At 68.3% G+C, this 17,185-nt stretch carries 22 protein-coding genes; 11 read left to right on the top strand and 11 right to left on the bottom strand.

Annotation, left to right across the window (positions count from 1 at the left end):
* From V7702_RS09610 to V7702_RS09600, 3 genes are all read left to right on the top strand, one after another.
* On the top strand, positions 1-207 hold a 207-nt coding region (locus V7702_RS09610; protein ID WP_335649891.1), incomplete at its 5' end, for a prolyl oligopeptidase family serine peptidase.
* Entirely contained in the window at positions 195-1,619 is a 1,425-nt protein-coding gene (locus tag V7702_RS09605; protein WP_335649890.1) for an amidase family protein, read from the top strand. The genes V7702_RS09610 and V7702_RS09605, both read left to right, overlap by 13 nt.
* The gene (locus tag V7702_RS09600; RefSeq protein ID WP_335649889.1) at positions 1,603-2,226 is read left to right on the top strand and encodes an FMN-binding negative transcriptional regulator; all 624 of its coding nucleotides are present in this window, start codon (positions 1,603-1,605) and stop codon (positions 2,224-2,226) included. The genes V7702_RS09605 and V7702_RS09600 overlap by 17 nt, the downstream gene beginning before the upstream one ends.
* Here V7702_RS09600 and V7702_RS09595 read toward each other — a convergent pair.
* Positions 2,205-3,011: a helix-turn-helix transcriptional regulator gene (locus V7702_RS09595; RefSeq protein WP_335649888.1), complete on the bottom strand. Its 807-nt coding sequence runs from the start codon at positions 3,009-3,011 to the stop codon at positions 2,205-2,207. The genes V7702_RS09600 and V7702_RS09595 overlap by 22 nt on opposite strands.
* 140 nt (positions 3,012-3,151) lie before the next feature.
* On the opposite strand from V7702_RS09595, the gene V7702_RS09590 reads away from it, so the two are divergent.
* Together V7702_RS09590 and V7702_RS09585 are read left to right on the top strand one after the other, a co-directional pair.
* On the top strand, positions 3,152-4,129 hold the full coding sequence (locus tag V7702_RS09590; protein WP_335649887.1) for an alpha/beta hydrolase fold domain-containing protein: 978 nt from the start codon (positions 3,152-3,154) through the stop codon (positions 4,127-4,129).
* A 57-nt stretch (positions 4,130-4,186) separates the two neighbouring features.
* Positions 4,187-4,393, top strand: a complete 207-nt coding sequence (locus tag V7702_RS09585) for a hypothetical protein (RefSeq protein WP_335649886.1) — start codon at positions 4,187-4,189, stop codon at positions 4,391-4,393.
* On the opposite strand, the gene V7702_RS09580 is transcribed toward V7702_RS09585, so the two are convergent.
* Together V7702_RS09580 and V7702_RS09575 are read right to left on the bottom strand one after the other, a co-directional pair.
* Entirely contained in the window at positions 4,367-4,999 is a 633-nt protein-coding gene (locus tag V7702_RS09580) for a YdcF family protein (RefSeq protein ID WP_335649893.1), read from the bottom strand. The genes V7702_RS09585 and V7702_RS09580 overlap by 27 nt on opposite strands.
* Entirely contained in the window at positions 4,944-5,309 is a 366-nt protein-coding gene (locus V7702_RS09575) for a hypothetical protein (RefSeq protein ID WP_335649885.1), read from the bottom strand. Before V7702_RS09575 ends, V7702_RS09580 begins: the two co-directional genes overlap by 56 nt.
* 239 nt (positions 5,310-5,548) lie before the next feature.
* Here V7702_RS09575 and V7702_RS09570 point away from each other — a divergent pair, with 239 nt between their 5' ends.
* The 4 genes from V7702_RS09570 to V7702_RS09555 are packed head-to-tail and all read left to right on the top strand — an operon-like array spanning position 5,549 to position 9,082.
* Positions 5,549-6,685 (top strand): MlaE family lipid ABC transporter permease subunit, encoded by a 1,137-nt coding sequence (locus tag V7702_RS09570; protein WP_442958410.1) that lies wholly within the window; start codon positions 5,549-5,551, stop codon positions 6,683-6,685.
* A complete protein-coding gene (locus V7702_RS09565; RefSeq protein WP_442958409.1) occupies positions 6,682-7,521 on the top strand; it encodes an ABC transporter ATP-binding protein in 840 nt (279 codons plus the stop codon). Before V7702_RS09570 ends, V7702_RS09565 begins: the two co-directional genes overlap by 4 nt.
* Before the next feature lie 2 nt (positions 7,522-7,523).
* Positions 7,524-8,462 (top strand): MlaD family protein, encoded by a 939-nt coding sequence (locus V7702_RS09560; RefSeq protein WP_335649883.1) that lies wholly within the window; start codon positions 7,524-7,526, stop codon positions 8,460-8,462.
* A complete protein-coding gene (locus V7702_RS09555) occupies positions 8,459-9,082 on the top strand; it encodes an ABC-type transport auxiliary lipoprotein family protein (RefSeq protein WP_335649882.1) in 624 nt (207 codons plus the stop codon). Before V7702_RS09560 ends, V7702_RS09555 begins: the two co-directional genes overlap by 4 nt.
* A gap of 16 nt (positions 9,083-9,098) precedes the next feature.
* Here the strand turns inward: V7702_RS09555 and folD are convergent, their stop codons facing one another.
* The 4 genes from folD to V7702_RS09535 form a co-directional block, all read right to left on the bottom strand.
* The gene (gene folD, locus V7702_RS09550; RefSeq protein ID WP_335649881.1) at positions 9,099-9,992 is read right to left on the bottom strand and encodes a bifunctional methylenetetrahydrofolate dehydrogenase/methenyltetrahydrofolate cyclohydrolase FolD; all 894 of its coding nucleotides are present in this window, start codon (positions 9,990-9,992) and stop codon (positions 9,099-9,101) included.
* A gap of 78 nt (positions 9,993-10,070) precedes the next feature.
* Positions 10,071-10,523, bottom strand: coding sequence for an NUDIX domain-containing protein (locus V7702_RS09545; protein ID WP_335649880.1), 453 nt, complete (start codon positions 10,521-10,523; stop codon positions 10,071-10,073).
* A complete protein-coding gene (locus V7702_RS09540; protein ID WP_335649879.1) occupies positions 10,523-11,536 on the bottom strand; it encodes a S1/P1 Nuclease in 1,014 nt (337 codons plus the stop codon). Before V7702_RS09540 ends, V7702_RS09545 begins: the two co-directional genes overlap by 1 nt.
* A gap of 12 nt (positions 11,537-11,548) precedes the next feature.
* The gene (locus tag V7702_RS09535) at positions 11,549-12,139 is read right to left on the bottom strand and encodes a glutathione S-transferase family protein (RefSeq protein WP_335649878.1); all 591 of its coding nucleotides are present in this window, start codon (positions 12,137-12,139) and stop codon (positions 11,549-11,551) included.
* Positions 12,140-12,308: 169 nt separating this feature from the next.
* On the opposite strand from V7702_RS09535, the gene V7702_RS09530 reads away from it, so the two are divergent.
* Positions 12,309-12,791, top strand: a complete 483-nt coding sequence (locus tag V7702_RS09530) for a 3D domain-containing protein (RefSeq protein ID WP_335649877.1) — start codon at positions 12,309-12,311, stop codon at positions 12,789-12,791.
* A gap of 68 nt (positions 12,792-12,859) precedes the next feature.
* Complete coding sequence (locus V7702_RS09525) at positions 12,860-13,411, top strand: AAA family ATPase (protein WP_335649876.1); 552 nt, start codon at positions 12,860-12,862, stop codon at positions 13,409-13,411.
* Here the strand turns inward: V7702_RS09525 and V7702_RS09520 are convergent, their stop codons facing one another.
* The 4 genes from V7702_RS09520 to V7702_RS09505 are packed head-to-tail and all read right to left on the bottom strand — an operon-like array spanning position 13,412 to position 17,182.
* Positions 13,412-14,224 carry a ferredoxin--NADP reductase gene (locus V7702_RS09520; RefSeq protein WP_335649875.1) on the bottom strand — a complete coding sequence of 271 codons (813 nt, stop codon included), beginning with the start codon at positions 14,222-14,224 and terminating at the stop codon, positions 13,412-13,414.
* A 57-nt stretch (positions 14,225-14,281) separates the two neighbouring features.
* Positions 14,282-15,037, bottom strand: a complete 756-nt coding sequence (locus V7702_RS09515; RefSeq protein WP_335649874.1) for a phosphoadenylyl-sulfate reductase — start codon at positions 15,035-15,037, stop codon at positions 14,282-14,284.
* A gap of 2 nt (positions 15,038-15,039) precedes the next feature.
* Entirely contained in the window at positions 15,040-15,543 is a 504-nt protein-coding gene (locus V7702_RS09510; RefSeq protein ID WP_335649873.1) for a DUF934 domain-containing protein, read from the bottom strand.
* Positions 15,527-17,182 carry a nitrite/sulfite reductase gene (locus tag V7702_RS09505; protein WP_335649872.1) on the bottom strand — a complete coding sequence of 552 codons (1,656 nt, stop codon included), beginning with the start codon at positions 17,180-17,182 and terminating at the stop codon, positions 15,527-15,529. The genes V7702_RS09510 and V7702_RS09505 overlap by 17 nt, the downstream gene beginning before the upstream one ends.
* Between the last annotated feature and the right edge of the window lie 3 nt (positions 17,183-17,185).

Below are 17,185 nucleotides of genomic sequence, written 5' to 3'. Positions count from 1 at the left end.
GCTGGCGTCCGCGATCCGCGGGTCAGCTATTGGGAGCCGGGCAAGTGGGTCGCCGAGATCCGCGCGCAGGCCACCGGCGGCGGCCCGATCCTCTTCCTGACGGACATGGCGGCGGGCCACCAGGCGGCAGGCGGCCTCTCGTCCCAGTTCAAGCAGATGGGCCGCTTCTGGGCCTTCGCCGAGCAGAGCCTCGTATGGTCAGCATAAGACGGGATGACGCCTTCGCCATCGGCCGCCTCGACGCCCATGATCAGGCCGCCCTGGTGGCGCGCGGCGAGGTCACCGCCGCAGAACTCACCGAAGCGGCGATCGTCCGCATCGAGGCCCTGGATTCCCGGTTGCTGTCGGTGAGCTGGCCTGCGTTTGAGCTGGCCCGCTCGCGCGCCGCCGCGCCCCTGCCAGAGGGTCCGCTGGCTGGCGTGCCCTATCTACTGAAAGACTCGCTGGACTATCCGGGGCTGCCCAGCCGGGCGGGCTCGGCCAGCCGCAGCATGGCGCCCCGCGATGCGGCGCATCCCTATGTCCAGCGGCTGGATGCTGCAGGCCTCGTGCCCGTGGGCAAGTCGGCCATGCCGGAGTTCGGCCTGCTGCCTGTCACTGAGCCGCTGGTCGGGCCTGTGACCCGCAATCCCTGGTCACCGGCCCATTCACCGGGCGGCTCCAGCGGCGGGGCTGGCGCCGCGGTGGCGGCGGGCCTCGTCCCGCTGGCTCATGGCAGCGATGGCGCCGGTTCGATCCGCATCCCCTCCTCGGCCTGCGGACTGCCGGGCCTGAAGCCGGGGCGCGGAACCACCGTCCGGGTGCGCGGCCGCCACGTGATCGAGGATCTGCTGGTCGGCGACAGCCTGATGGCGCGCAGCGTCCGCGACGTGGCCGCAGGCTTCGCCCTGGCCCGGCCAGACTTCGCGCGGCCGGTCCAGGGACCCAGTCGACGGCGACTGAAGATCGCCTATGCCTACCGCACCCTGGCCGGCGCCGAGCCCCACGAGAGCCTGATCAAAGCGCTGGAGGACGCCATCCATCTCTGCGCCCGCCTGGGCCATGAGATTCGCCCGGCCTGGCCAGGCATCGACGGCCCCGCCGCCGAGCGGGCCGAGCAGGTGCTGTGGAGCCATATCGGCGCGGACTGCGTCGACGCCGTCATCGGCGCGGGCCTCGACCCGGCCGCCAACCTGGAGCCCTGGACCCGCGCCCTGGGGGAGATCGCCGCAGGCCTGAGCCATGCCGACCTGGAAGCCGCCTACGGCCAGATCGCCGCCCTGCCCCGCCAGCTAGCGGCCTTCTTCGGGGATTTTGACGTCCTGCTGACCCCGACGCTGTCGGCGCCCCCGCCCCTTCTCGGCGAGATGTCGCCCGACCGCCCCGCCGACGAGCTGATGGCCAGGATGTTCGGCTGGTGTGGTTACACCCCCCTGCAGAACATGGCCGGGACTCCGGCCATGACCCTGCCTTTGGCCTGGGACGGGAACGGCCTGCCGCTCGGCCTGATGTTCGCCGCCGACAGAGGCCACGAAGACCTGCTGCTCGCCCTGGCCTTCGAGCTCGAGGCTTCAGCCCCTTGGAAATCCCACTGGCCGCAGATCTCCGTGAATGGAGGGCTCGATGGACGCGCCGCCTGAGAAGTACGCCGCGCGATCCGAGGCCGACGTGCTGGCCCTGGTCACCGCCAATCCCTTCGCCTGGGTGGTCAGCGCCGACGAGGGCTTCTCGGCGACGCCCCTGCCACTTCGGCCGCGGCTGGACGAAGCTGGCCAACTCACTGCGCTCGCTGGACACTTCGCCCGAACCAATCCCCAGGTGGCGCGGCTGCGGGCCGTGCCCCGGGCGTTGATGCTGTTCATGGGACCGCACGGCTATGTGTCCCCCTCCTGGATGGCGGACCGAACTCAGGCGCCGACCTGGAACTATGCCTGCGCCGCCTTCGAGTGCGACATCACCTTCGACGAAGGCCCGGAGGCGACGCGGGCGGTCCTGGACGACCTGATCGAGACCATGGAGGCCGGTCGCCCCAAGGCATGGCGCACCGATGACATAGGGCCGCGCTATGAGGGCCTGTCCCGGGGCGTGGTCGGCTTTCGCGCCGAAATCCGCGCCCGGCGGGTGGTGTTCAAGCTCGGCCAGGACGAACGGGACGACGTCTTCGCCGACATCATGGCCCACCTCCAGCAAGATGGCCCACAGGATCTGGCGCGCCTGATGGACGTCTACGCCGCCGCCCGAGAATGATCGATCGCGGCTTCGAAATAGTGGCTGGGCGCCACCCCAAAGGCCCGCTGGAACATGGCGGTGAAGGCGCTGGGGCTGTTGTAGCCCACGTCGAAGGCCACCGTGGTGACCGCCCCGCCCAGGGAGAGCAGCGACAGGGCGTGCGCCAGCCGCACCTGTTGGCGCCATTCGCTGAAGCTGATGCCCGTCTCACGGCGGAAGGCGCGGGTGAAGGTCCGCCGGCCCATGCCCGACAGGTCGGCGAAATGGTCGAGATCGGCCTCGTCGCCGGGGGCGTCCATGACGAGGCGGCAAGCTCGAAGCAGCCGCTCGTCCTGGGGCATAGGCACCTGCAGGGCCTGGACCGGGTGCTCCACGGCCACGGCGATCTCATCGAGGATCAACTGCATGATCCGCGCCTCGCGGCCATCGAGGGCGTACTCCACCGGCAGGTCGGAGGCCTCCAGGATCAGCTCCCGCAACAGGTTGCTGACCTTCAACACCTGACAGCGATCGGGCAGGCGCGCATCGGCGCCGGGCTCCACATAGAGGGTGCGCAGGGAGACATGACCCCGGCAAAGCGCCTGGTGGCGCACGCCGGCCGGCATCCAGACCGCCCGCTGCGGCGGGATCGTAAAGCTGGTGTCGTCGGTCATCACCGACATCACGCCCGCGCTGGCATAGAGCAGTTGCGCCCGCTCGTGACTGTGGGGCGGGTCCATGAAGTGCGGCGGATACTCGTCCACCAGCACCGCCACGGGCCGGGGGACGTGCTGATAATCGTCGCCGCGTGTGCTCCGCTCCATATGGCCCATACTAGACGATCACGGGCCGATGGTCGACGGCGAGCCAGCCGGCAGCCTGCTATCGGCCTCAGACGCCTGGCTCGCAGGCGGCAAGGTCATCAATCAGGCGCCTATGCGCGCCATAAGCGGTCAGGACGAGCATGAGCGGCATCCAAGGGCTGGGCGGCGCCGATCTGGATGACGCCGTGCGGGAGTTCATCACCCGCACCGGCGAAGACCATGCCCGCCATGCGCAAGGCCGCGCCCTGTCGCCTGCCGAGGCCCGGCAGGTGGCCGAAAAGGTCCGGGCGTCCTGGCGGGCGGGTGGTCCCCTCATGCATCGCACCACCGAGGCGCACGCGCCCTCCCCCCACGGCCCTGTGCGCCTGCGGATTCACGATCCCTCGCCCGAGCCGGCCAAGCCGATCCTGATCTATGTCCACGGCGGTGGCTGGATGCTGTTCAGCCTCGAGACCCACGACCGGCTCATGCGTGAATACGCCGCCCGCGCCGGCGTCGTGGTGGTGGGCGTCGACTACGCTCTTTCGCCGGAAGCCAAGTTCCCGCTGGCCTTGGAACAATGCCTGGCCGCCGTCCGCTGGGCCGCCGGCGGCGGTGTCGGCGCAGCGGGCGATGTCTCGCGGCTGGCCATGGGCGGCGACTCCGTCGGCGGCAACATGTCCCTGGCCAGCGCCGTAGCCTTGCGGGACGGCGGCGCGGGCGACCTTCTGAAGGCCCTGATGCTCCACTACGGCGCCTTCGACACCGAGATCGATGACGAGCACAAGATCCGCTTTGGCGGCCAGGGCTACATGCTTACGCCTGAGGAGATGGACGTCTATTGGGCGGCCTACCTCACAGACCCGGCGGAACGGACCGATCCGCGGGCCGTGCCCGCCCGGGCCGAGCTGGCCGGTCTCCCCCCTGTGTTCCTGACCATTCCGGCCTGCGACATCCTGACGGGCCAGAGCCTGGCCCTGGCTGACCGCCTCGCCGCCGCAGGCGTAAAGGTCAGGGCCGAGGTCTATGCCGGCGCCTCGCACAGCTTCCTGGAGGCGGTCTCCATCAGCGCCCTGGCTGACCGCGCCCTGCAGGACGGGTCCGACTGGCTGGCCGCGCTCCTCGCCCCGGCGCCCTGAAGGCTCCACGTGGTCTAGGGTCGGGCCGACTCCTCAAAGGCGATTCGGATCAGTCCCATGAGCAAGCCCCCAGAACTGAAGTACCGCCCCCTCCCTGACGGGCGCTACGAGGTGTGGCTCCATGCGGTGGTGCCGCAGGACGCCCTGCTCGGCCTTCATGGGGTGCTCGCCCAGTACGCCGCCGAGGGTCCGCCCGAGTTGGAGGACGGGACCGACGAGCCCGGGGCGGATTCGGGTTCAGGTTCCGGCGGTCTCGCCCATTGAGTTCGTGTGGGCCAGAATCTCCCGCCGTCGCAGCAGAACAAGAGCGAGGTCGTAGGGGTAGGCCAGGACCTCGCGGGCGCTCATCCGCCACCATTCGCCTCGCTGTGCCCCACCACGGCCGGCGCCAATAGGGCCAGGCTCGCTCCTCACGCCCAGCAGGGCGAGCATCATCGCCACCCTGGGAAGGTGGTAGGCGTCAGTGCAGATGATGGCGCGGCCGAGGCCCCGGGCGCGCAGAAAGCCGAGCGCGGCGATGACGTTCTCAAGGGTGTCGCAGCTGTGCTCGTCCAGGACCAGCCGACCCGGATCGACTCCCGCAGCCTGGAGCAGGTCGGCCATCACGCGGGCTTCGGATGGCCCGTGCCGGCCAAGGCCGCCCGAACAGAAGACGGGACAACCCGGCCTGGCGCGGGCGGCGGCCAGCCCGTAACCCACCCGCCGCGCCAGGGCGGGACTGGCCCGGCCCCCGGGCCAGACAGCGGCTCCGAATATGACAATGGCGGCGTCGTCCAAGGGCGAAGTCTGCCCGGCGGCGGCGCCCGCCAACAGTTCAAACCTCGGGGGAGAGATCGTCCTGGCGAGGCTCGGGCTGCGCCACCGGCGCATCATTGAGCGGCGGCGCCAGACCCGCGATCAAGTCGTCCTGCTCGGCCTGTCGCACTGCGCGGCGGACATTGAGCCGCAGCAGCAGTTCGGCGTCACGCCAACGCTCGCGGACCTCCTCGAGCCGGGCGGCCAGATCCGAACCCATGACGTTTTCGGTTTCGCCGGCATAGAGCACACGGGCCTCGGCCCCCGGGTTCAGTTCGGCGATCACATAGTTCGCGCCCGCGGTCGGGGGGATACGGTCATCCTCCAGAGCGGTGTAACGATAGGTCGTGCCGGACTTGCCGACGAAATCGAGTTGGCGGGCCAACGCAACGCTCCCAGCCTTGATAGGTATTTCAATCCAGCCTGCGGACGCCCCACAGACAGCCCTTCTCTACACGGTCAAATCGGGCGAAAGCGAGACGAGATCCGTGGTCAAGCTATTGAAATTTGTGCGGCTACCTGTGGACGGAACAACCTCAGCCATAAGACGTTCGAACCGGGGGCTGGCTCTGTTAGGGTTCTGGCTTGCGGCGATTCAGCCGGCCTTGTGTTCGGAGCAGCGCCATCAGTAGTGTCTCGACCTCGGACGAAGCCCCAGCCGCCTTCGAGCTGACGGGCGACGGCGCCGACCGCGCCGTCCGTCTCACGGGCGACTGGACGCTGAACGCCCTGGGGCGTGAAGGCCGGCGGCTGGGCGAGACCCTGAAGCGAGAACCCGCCAGCCGCTTCGATCTGACCGAGGTCGGCAAGCTCGACACCGCCGGCGCCTTCGCCCTGATCCGTGCGGCCGGCGGCGACCTGGATCCCGCCAAGGTGGACGCACGCCCCGAAAACCAGCGCCTGATCGAGCTGGTGGCCGAGGCCGCGGCCAAGCGCGCAGAGCCCAAGCGCGAGCCCCGCGGCTGGCACGAGATGACCGTGCGGATCGGCAAGGGGGTGGTCGGCACCGGCTATGACGCCTTCGACACCCTGGTCTTCGCCGGTCACCTGCTGATCGTGCTTGGCAAGAGCATCGTCAATCCGCTGCGCATCCGCTGGGCCTCTGTCTTCTCCCTGGCCGAGCGCGCCGGCCTGGACGCCATCCCCATCGTGGCGGTGACCTCCTTCTTCATCGGCGCCGTCGTGGGCCTGCTAGGCGCCAACATGCTGCGCGAGTTCGGCGCCCAGGTCTTCGCCGTCGAACTGATCGGCGTCGCCGTGCTGCGGGAATTCAACATCCTGATCACGGCCATCCTGCTGGCCGGCCGGTCGGCCTCGTCCTTCGCCGCCGAGATCGGCTCGATGAAGATGAACCAGGAGGTGGACGCCATGAAGGTCATGGGCGTCGACCCCTTCGAGGCCCTGGTCTTTCCGCGTTTCATGGCCCTGCTGGTGACCATTCCCCTGCTCACCTTCGTGGCCACCCTGGCCGGGCTCTGCGGCGGCCTGGCCGTCACCTGGAGCGTGCTGGACATCGGCCCCAACTTCTTCTTCCAGCGCATCCTGGAATATGTGGGCCCCACCCACTTCTGGGTCGGCCTATCGAAGGCGCCGATCATGGCCATCGTCATCGCCGGCATCGGCTGTCGCCAGGGCATGGAGGTCGGCGGCGACGTGGAATCCCTCGGCCGCCGGGTGACCGCCGCCGTGGTGCACGCCATCTTCGCGATCATCATGATCGATGCCGTCTTCGCCCTGCTCTACATGGAGCTGGATATTTGACCGACCTGGACCACCCCATCACGCCTGCGCCCGCCGACGCTCCTGACGACGAGGCCCCGGCGAACGACTATGTCATCGAGGTCTCGGGCCTGCGCTCCCAGTTCGGCGACCACGTGGTGCATGATGGCCTCGACCTCAATGTCCGCCGGGGCGAGGTCGTCGCCGTGGTCGGCGGGTCGGGATCCGGCAAGTCTGTGCTGCTGAACACCATCATCGGGCTCAAGTCCCCCGAGGGCGGCTCGGTCAAGGTGTTCGGTCAGGAAGTGGACAAGACGCGGGAAGCCGCGGGACTGGAACGGCGCTGGGGCGTTCTGTTCCAGCACGGCGCTCTCTTCTCAAACCTGACCGTGCGCGAGAATGTCGAGGCGCCCATGCGCGAACACACACGCCTGTCGGCGCGCGAGATGGTGGAACTGGCCGATCTCAAGATCGCTCTGGTCGGCCTGCGCCCGGACGCCGGAGCCCTCAAGCCGGCCGAGCTATCGGGCGGGATGCGCAAGCGCGCGGCCCTGGCCCGAGCCCTTGCGCTCGACCCCGACCTGCTCTTTCTGGACGAACCCACGGCGGGCCTGGACCCTATCGGGGCCGGCGCCTTCGACGAACTGATCCGCGACCTTTCCGACAGCCTTCACCTTACGGTCTTCATGATCACCCACGACCTCGACAGCCTCTATGCGATCACCGACCGCGTCGCCGTGGTCGCCGACAAGAAGGTGGTCGTCCAGGCTCCGGTGGCTGAACTGGAGACCTCCGACCACCCCTGGATTCAGGAGTACTTCCTGGGTCCCCGCGGACGCGCCGCCGCCAAGGCCCGCGCCCAGGCGAGCGAGGCCTGACCATGGAGAAGAACGCCAACTACGCCCTGGTGGGCCTTTCGACCCTGATCCTGTTCGTCGGCCTGGTGATCTTCAGCATCTGGCTGGCCCGCGTCGCCTTCGCCCAGGACTACGATGTCTATGACATCCTGTTTCAAGGCCCCGTCCGCGGCCTGACCGAGGGCGGCGAGGTGCATTTCAACGGCATCAAGGTCGGCGAGGTGACCGACATCTCGCTGGACCGGACCAATCCCAGCCGCGTCATCTCGCGCATCCGGGTGAATTCCGACGTGCCGATCCGCGTCGACTCCTTCGCCACCCTGGAGCCCCAGGGGATCACCGGCCTGAACTACGTGCAGATTACGGCCGGCACCTCGACCCGCCCGCTGCTGAAGGAGGCGGCGCCCGAGGGCAAGGTTCCGATCATCCAGAGCCAGCGGAGCACTCTGTCGGACCTCCTCGAGGGTGGCGGCACCGTGCTGTCGCGCACGGTCGAGGCGCTCGATCGGGTGAATCGGGTCCTCTCCGATGAGAACATTCTGACGCTCGGCGCGGCCATTTCCGACGCCCAGGCGGTGACCGCAGAGCTGCGCGAGCGCAAGGCCATCATCGCCGACGCCCAGGTCGCCCTGCAAAACATCGGCGAGGCCGCCGAGGAAGCCCGCGCCCTGGCCGCCTCCACCCGCGACATCGTCGACACCGATGGCCGCTCGGCGATGGCCAGCATCAGCCAAGCCGCGGCCGAGACCGAGGCCGCCGCAGCCGATATGCGGAAGATCCTGGCTGGCCTCGAAGGCCCGACCTCCGATTTCGCGACCTACGGCCTTCCCGAGATCACCCGGGCTGCCGAAAGTCTGCAGGAGACGGCGGAGTCCCTTTCGCGTCTGACCGACGAGGTCAGCTCCAATCCCCGCGGCGTGGTCGGCAAGGCGCCGGCCATGGAAATTGAGGTGAAGCCATGATCGCCGCCCTTCGCGCCCTCAGCCTGATCGCCGCAGCCTTGGCCCTTTCCGCCTGCGTATCGCTGCTGCCCGACGCCGAACCCTCGCAGCTCTATCGCCTGGAAGGGGCGATCGACCCGTCGGCCACCATCGCACCGCCCGCCCCAAACTTCGGCCTCGTGCTGCCCAGCACGGGTTTCGTCCAGGCGGCCAGCGGCGACCGCATCCTCACCGTCACCGGCGATGAAGTGGCCTATATCGCCGGCGCCCGCTGGGTGGCGCCGGCCAGCGAATTGTTCGAAGAGGCGGTGGAGCGCGCCTTCGACGCCAATACCGGCCCGGCCCGCCTGGTCACCCGCGGCGAGATGCGGACCGCCGAGAGCGTCCTACGGCTCGATGTCCGGCGGTTCGAAGTGGTCTATGACCGCGGCCAGGACGCCGCCCCCCTGGTGGTGGTCCGCCTGCGCGCGACCATGGTGAACCGCGGTGATCGCGCGCTGATCGACGAGGAAGCGTTCCAGGCCGAGGTCCGCGCCACCGACAACCGCGTCAGCGCCATCGTCGCCGCCTTCGACGCCGGGACCGGCCAGGTCCTAACCCAACTGGTTGACTGGTCGAACCGGATGGGGGCTCCAACCTAGCCCGCCGGGGCGATGTCTAGTCGATACCGTTCTGCCGCTTGGCGGCGGTGACGGTGTTTTGCAGCAGGCAGGCTACGGTCATCAGGCCGACGCCGCCGGGCACCGGCGTGATCCAGCCGGCCACCTCGCGCGCCTCCTTGAAGGCCACATCGCCCACCAGCTTGGTCTTGCCGGCGGCGGCCTTTTCCGGATTGTCAAAGGGCACGCGGTTGATGCCCACGTCGATCACGGCCGCGCCGGGCTTGATCCAGTCGCCCTGGATCATCCGCGGACGTCCGACAGCCGCCACCAAGATGTCGGCCTGACGGCAAACCTCGGCCAGATTCTTGGTGCGCGAATGGGCGATGGTCACCGTGCAGTCGGCCTGTAGCAGCAGTTGCGCTACCGGCCGACCTACCAGGACCGACCGGCCGACGACCACGGCGGACTTTCCCGTCAGGTCGCCCAGGGTCTCGCGCAGCATGATCATGCAGCCGAGCGGCGTGCAGGGGGTGAGCGCCGGTTCGCCATTGGCCAGCCGGCCCGCATTGACCACATGCAGCCCGTCCACATCCTTGTCAGGACTGATGGCCCCCAGCGCCGCGCGCTGGTCGAGATGGCCCGGCAGGGGCAGTTGCAGCAGGATGCCGTGAATGCGGGCGTCTTCGTTGAGGCCGGCGATCAGCAGCAGCAGCTCGTCGATATGGGCGTCAGCAGGCAGCCGGTGGGTGACCGAATGCATGCCTGCGGCCAGGGACTGCTCGCCCTTGGACTTCACATAGACCTGGCTGGCCGGATCATCCCCGACCACGATCACCGCCAGGCCCGGCTGAATCTCATGGTCCCGACGCAGGCGCGCGACCTCCTGCGCCACCTCGGCGCGGACGCGTTCGGAATAGATCTTGCCGTCGATGATCTGGGCCTGGGGCATGACGACTCCTGAGGTGAGGCTGTGGCCCGCCACCTAGCCCCTGGCGGCGCATGGCGCAACGCCGTGGGCTTGCGCCCTTCAGCCGCGGCGCAGCCAGCAGGCCAGCGCCCAGGCGTGGCTGTCACGGCTGAGCAGGGTCAGAGCCTCGGCCGGGGGCCGCCAGAAGAGGGTGTGGTCGGCCTCTATCTTCTGGTCGGGCCGTTCGTCGAGAATCTCGACGGCGAAGAAGACCCCGCGGGTGTTGTAGGCCTCGGACGCGCCATTGACGAAATAGTGGTCGGCCAGGGTCAGGCGCGCCTTGGCCGAAACCTCAAGCCCAGTCTCCTCGACGAACTCCCGCGCCAGCGCCTGCTCGGCGCTCTCGCCCGGATCGATCCCGCCGCCAGGCAGGTCGATGCGGACAGGGCCGTCGGCGGGCTCGACGCGGACCAGGGCCACCAGCCCTTCGCGCACCCCGACCCCGAAGGCCACCGGCCGGTCGGGATAGGCCCGGCCGGGCTCGGGCGCCCCAAACTGTGGGACCGTGGCCATCAGTCGATCGAGTACAGCGCGTCGAAGGGATCGACCTCGCCGGCCTCGACATCGGCCACCTTCACCGGGCGCCAGCCCACCTGGGAGTGGGCGCTGTCGCGCCAGGCCTCGACGATAAGATCCCGCAGTTCCGAGGCGCCGGCGGCAGTCTGGGTCAGCACGAAGGCCACGCCGCGCGCATCTCCCTCGGCCAGGCCGCCGGCCTTTTCCAGGGCGTAGAGCGGCTCGACCTGGGAAAAGCCGGCCAGGATGTAATCGACGGCGCGTTGCTCGATCGGACAGTCGCAGACGTCCAGCGGCGCCATGGCGCCCTTGAGCTCGGCCAGGCTCACATGGGCCCGGGTGAACTCGCCCTCGAAAGGTCCGTGAATCCGGGCGCGGGTATAGCCCTGCGGATTGGGATAGTCGCCCCAGCCATTGTAGTGGACCGAGGTGTGCAGCGGCTGGGCGCCATCGGCCACATAGTGGGACAGCGCGCCGATCGTGGTCTTCAACAGGCTTTCGCGCAGGGCGCGGTCCTGCGCGTACCAGGCGCGGCGTCCGGGATCGGTCTCGCGAGCCTCAGCGGCGGTCAGAACCCGCCAGTAGGCGAAGTCCAGGGTCAGCTGCTGATACTGATCGACGATGGAATACTGCAGATAACCGGCCTTCCAGCTGTCGGTCCCCGCGGCCTGGAGCAGCTTCTCGTAGTCGGCGCGGGTGGGCGGCAGCGGCGTTTCAAACTTCGGCCCGCCCATCACCAGGCCGGCATCGTCGAGATCGACGAAATGGGCCGGGTCGCGGTTGGAGTCATGGATCTTGCCCGCCCCCTTGGACCGGTCAGGCTCTCGGCTCAGCTCACCAACCTGCGTCACGGCCGTGGGATCGCGCAGGAAGGCGGGGACCTCGTCCGGCAGAGCCTCCATGGCGGCCACGCCGATGATGCGGTGGCCGTGTCCGCCCCAGGCCAGGGCCTGGCTCGGCGCCACGAGCCACAGGGTCGCCAGGGCGAGAGGAAGCGCAGCAATCCGCATCGCGGGAGACTCCTAGTCTTTGATCGGCAGGGCCGCTTCCACCCGCGCGATCCAGGCCTGCACCTGGGGATAGCGCGACAGGTCGAAGCCGCCCTCGCCGGCCAGCCGGGTATAGGCGACGAGCGCGACATCGGCGAGACTGAGCTTGTCGCCCACCAGAAACAGACCTGCCGCCAGGGCGTCTTCCAGACGCTGCAAGGCCGCGGCGCCCCGCTCCACCAGCCGCGGCTCAAGGCGTTCTACAGGCCGGCCCTCATAGCGGACCCGGAACCGGGCGACCGCCACATAGGGCTCGTGGCTGTACTGTTCCCAGAACATCCATTCCAGCATCTGGGCGCGGGCATAGGCGTCGGCGGGGATCAGGTCCGAACCCTCGGCCAGATGCAGGAGGATGGCGTTGGACTGGGCCAGGGGCCGACCATCGGACAGAATCACCACCGGAACCTGACCGGCCGGATTGATCGCCAGGAACTGCGGCGTACGGGTCTCGCCTTTCAGCAGGTCGATCTCGATCCACTCATAGTCGAGGCCCAGCCGCTCGGCGGTCCACCTCACCTTTAGGCAATTTCCGGAGATGGAATCGCCAAAGATCCGAAGGCCCATCGCGTCTCTCCCAGACTGCACGCCAGTCTGCTGATACCTGACCTGATCCGGGCGCCAAGCCTGTTCGACTCCGCTTGCCGCAAGAAGACCTCAATTGAACCGCTTGCGAGGCCGGCGCGACCCGGCTACGCAACGGCTCACCAGCTTCACGACGCAGGATGACGCCGCCATGCGACGCCGCCTCGCCGCCCTGGCGGCTCTACCCCTCCTGGCCCTGGCTTCCAGCTCCCAGGCCGCGACGAGCGATCCGATCGGCGATCTGATTGTGGGCGCGATGACCGGCGGGCTCCCCGGCACGCCGGCCTACAGAATGCGGGCCACCCTCTATCACGCGGGCGCCGCGGGTGTGGGCGCGCTGGATTCCCTGGGCTGCAAGGTTGTCGCCATGCGCACCGCGGCCATCGACAAGAAGCTGATCCCCCGCCGCACGGTGCTGTTCATCAAAGAGACGGTGGGCCTGCCCATGCCCGATGGCGGCGTGCACGATGGCTACTGGTACGCTTCTGACGTGGGCGGGGCGATCAAGGGCGAGAAGATCGACCTCTTTACCGGTCATGGGCGTTCGTCCATGAAGCCGATGATGCCCCTGAACCTGTCGGAGCTGACCGTCACCAAGGTCGGCGAATTCAAGGGCTGCCCCCCGGCCAAATAGGCCCGCCAACCGCGAGCGACATCTTTTCCTGACGATCCGTATTCGGCCCGTTCCCGAGGAGAAGACGCATGCCCCGCCGGTTGTTCCCAAAAAAGTTGTTCGTCATCACCGGCGGCCCCGGAGCTGGCAAGACGACCCTGATAGACGCCCTGCGCGCCCAAGGCGAAGCCTGCGTCGCCGAAGCCGGCCGCGCCGTCATCCGCGAGCAGAGCGCCGCTGGCGGGACCGCCATGCCCTGGGCGGACCGGCACGCCTATTGGCGCGCGATGTTCGAGAAAGACCTGGCGGCATACCGCGCCGCCTCGGCGAGCGGTCGCCGCACCTTCTTTGACCGCGGCCTGCCGGATCTGGTGGGCTATGCGGCCCTGGAGGGTCTGAGCCCTCCCACGTCTGCGGTGGAGGAGATCGAGCGCGCGCGATACGCCGACCTGGTGTTCGCCGCCCCGCCCTGGCGACAGATCTACGCCCAGGACGCCGAACGCAAACAAGACTGGGCGGAGGCGGTCAGAACCTATGACGCCGTGACCCGGGCCTATATCGACCGTGGCTATCGCCTGTTCGAACTCGCGCCCTGCAGCGTGGAAGACCGCGCCCGCTTCGTCCTCGACGCCGTCGCCTGATCAGGTCTCGACGAAGGCCTTTTCCAGCACGAAGTCGCCCGGCTTGGCGATGGAGCCTTCCTCGAAGCCGCGCTCGATGAGCATGGCCTTGAGGTCGGCCAGAACGCCGGGGCCTCCGCACAGCATCAGCCGGTCCACGGCCGGATCCAGGGGCGGCACGCCCAGGTCTTCAAACAGCTTGCCCGAGGCGATCAGGTCGGTGATCCGGCCCTGGGTCTTGAACGGCTCTCGCGTGACGGTCGGATAATAGCGCAGCTTGCCGCCGATCACCTCGGAGAGGATTTCGTCCTTGGCCAGATCTTCCTCGAACAGCTCGCGATAGTTCAGGTCGGCCACATTGCGCACCGTGTGGGTGACGATGGCCTCGTCGAACCGCTCATAGACCTCGGGATCGCGCGCCAGCGACAGCCAGGGGGCCAGGCCCGTGCCGGTGCCCAGCATATAGAGCCGCTTGCCGGGCTTCAGGCCATCCAACACCAGGGTGCCGGTGGGCTTGCGGCCGATCAGCACCTGGTCGCCGACCTGGATCTTCTGCAGGCGCGAGGTCAGCGGGCCGTCGGGCACCTTGATGGAATAGAATTCCAGCTCCTCGTGCCAGGCGGGGCTGGCGATGGAATAGGCCCGCAGCAGCGGCTTGCCGTCCACTTCCAGGCCGACCATCACGAACTGGCCGCTGGAGAACCGCAGGGACGGATCACGCGTCGTGCGGAACGAGAACAGGCTGTCGGTCCAGTGCTGGACCCAGGTCACGGTCTCCAGGTGGAAGGCCCCAGCCTTCTTCGGGGCCGGCGCGGCCACGGTCACGTCAGTCATCAGGTCGTCTTTCTATTCAGGCGCCCCATGGGAACGCCGATCAGATATAGGCGCAGATCAGATGTCGCCGCCGACATTGGCTGATCCGCCGGCGGCCGTCGTGATCCCAGGCGCGCGGGCGACATGTATGCCGCATTCGCTCTTTTGCGAACCCTGCCAGCGGCCGGCGCGGACATCCTGGCCATCCTCCACCGGGGAGGTGCACGGCCAGCAGCCGATGGACGGGAAGCCTTGCGCCACCAGGGGATGGGGCGGCAGGTCGTGGGCCACGACATAGGCGTCCAGGTCCTCCTTGCCCCAATTGGCCAGGGGATTGAACTTCACATGCGGGTCGGCCTCCTCGACCACCCGCAGGGACAGGCGGTCGCCCCCATGGAAGCGCTTGCGCCCGGTGATCCAGGCGTCGAACTCACCGAGCGCCCGGTCCAGCGGCAGGACCTTGCGGATATGGCAGCAGCCGTCCACATCGGTCTTCCAGAGCTTGGCCTCGGGGTCGGCCACGGCCAGGTCCTGGTAGTGCGGACGCAGGTCGCGCACGTCGGTCAGGCCCAGACGTGCGGCCAGGTTGCGGCGATAGTCCAGGGTCTGGCCAAACAGCATGCCGGTATCCAGGAACAGGATCGGAATGTCCTTGCTGACCTGGGCGGCCAGATGCAGCAGGACCGCCGATTCCGCCCCAAAGGACGAGACCATCGCCAGCTTGTCGCCGAACTCGCGGTGCGCTGCGGCGATGATTTCGGTCGGTTCGGCGTGGCGCAGTTCGGCGTCGAGCCGGTCTGCGATCGATGGCCGATCAGTCTGATCATAGGCCATGGTCACCCTCCTTCGCGCTCCAGAAAGGCCGGCGTGCGAGCGTCGGCGGCGCGCTGATAAACGTGGCGATGCCGGCTGACGGCATGCGCCCAGATGTCCGGGGTCGAGTCGTCCGAAGGCTCGAAGGCGTTGAAGCCACAGCGGACCATGAAGCCCGCCTGCTCGCGGAAGACATCGCCCACAGCGCGGATCTCGCCGGCATAGTCGAACCGCTCGCGCAACAGCCGCGCCGAGGTGAAGCCCCGTCCGTCGCGGAACTTGGGAAAGGCCACCGCCACCAGGCTGATGCGCGGCAGGTCGTAGGCGAGCGCCTCGACCTCCTCGTCCGGCTCCAGCCGAACGCCGACCGCCCGGCCCTCGGCCAGCAGGCGATCGCCTTCGGTCTGGAAGCGGGTGAACGAGATGATCACGTCGCCCAGGGGCAGGCCCTCGTCGTCCGCCACGGCGGTGAAGGGATCGTTGGCCAGCACGAAGCGGCCCGCGTCGAGCTTAATGAGCGTCGGCATAGACGGCCTCCTTGAAGGGTTCGACGCCGGTGCGGCGATAGGTGTCGAGGAAGCGTTCGCCGTCCTGGCGCTCTCGCAGATAGACCTCGACAAGGGTGTCGATGGCGGCGGCCACCTTGTCGTAAGGCAATGCCGGGCCGAGCATCTTGCCCACCGAGGCGTCCTCGGCGCCGGAGCCCCCCAGGGTCAGCTGGTAGAACTCCTCGCCCTTCTTATCGACGCCCAGGATGCCGATGTGGCCCACATGGTGGTGGCCGCAGGCGTTGATGCAGCCGCTGATCTTGATCTTCAGCTCGCCGATGGCCTCGGCCTTCTCCTGGTCGGCGAAGGTCTGGGCGATCTGCTGGGCCACAGGAATGGCCCGGGCGTTGGCGAGCGCACAGTAGTCCAGCCCCGGGCAGGCGATGATGTCGGAGATCAGGTTCACATTGGCGCTGGCCAGGCCCACGGCCTGCAACCTGGCGAACACCTCGGGCATGTCGTCCAGCCGGATGTGCGGCAGGACGAGGTTCTGCTCATGGGTCACCCGGATGTCGTCCTGGCCGTAGCGCTCGGCCAGGTCGGCGACCGCGTCCATCTGGTCGGAGGTCGCATCGCCCGGGGTTTCGCCCACGGTCTTCAGCGAGATCTCGACGATGGCGTAGCCGGGCTTCTTGTGCTCGCGCAGATTGTTGCGGGCGAAGCGCGCCAGGGCCGGATCGGCGGCCTTGGCCGCCTCGAAGGTGTCCGACACTGCCGGCAGGGCTTCGAACGCGGTCTTGGCGAAGGCCCCGCGGATACGGGCCAGCTCGGTGTCGGGCAGGTCGCCCTCGGGGCCGATCTTGGCCCATTCCTCGGCCACCTGGCGGGCGAACTCCTCGGCGCCGAGCGCCGCCACCAGAATCTTGATCCGGGCCTTGTAGAGATTGTCCCGACGGCCATGGCGGTTATAGACCCGCAGGATCGCCTCCAGATACGAGAACAGCCGGTTGGCCGGCAGGAACTCGGTGATGGTCGGCCCCACATAGGGGGTGCGGCCCAGGCCGCCGCCGACGACCACCTCGAAGCCCAGCTGCCCGTCGCGACCGCGACGGATCATCAGGCCGATATCGTGCACCTTGGCCGCCGTGCGGTCCTTGGGCGCAGCGGTGATGGCGATCTTGAACTTGCGCGGCAGGAACGAGAATTCCGGATGCAGGCTCGACCACTGGCGGATCGCCTCGGACCAGACCCGCGGATCGTCCAGCTCCTCGACCGTGGCGCCGGCATAGGGGTCGGACGTCACATTGCGGATGCAGTTGCCGCTGGTCTGGATGGCATGCATGTCCACCTCGGCCAGGTGGTCGAGGATGTCGGGCGTATCCCGCAGCTTGATCCAGTGGAACTGCAGATTCTGGCGGGTGGTGAAGTGGCCATAGCCGCGGTCATAGGTGCGGCCGATATAGGCCAGCTTGCGCATCTGGCGGGAATTCAGCGAGCCATAGGGCACGGCGATCCGCAGCATGTAGGCGTGCAGCTGCAGATAGAGGCCGTTCATCAGGCGCAGGGGCTTGAACTGGTCTTCGCTCAGCTCTCCGGCCAGGCGGCGGCCCACCTGCTCGCGGAATTCGCGCGAGCGGTCGGCGACGATCTCTTTGTCGAGGGTGTCGTACTGGTACATCCC

The sequence above is a fragment of the Phenylobacterium sp. genome (assembly GCF_036963605.1).
GTDB lineage: Bacteria > Pseudomonadota > Alphaproteobacteria > Caulobacterales > Caulobacteraceae > Phenylobacterium.
The sequence above is the reverse complement of the archived record's forward strand: the minus strand, read 5'-3'. Positions and strand labels throughout refer to the sequence as shown.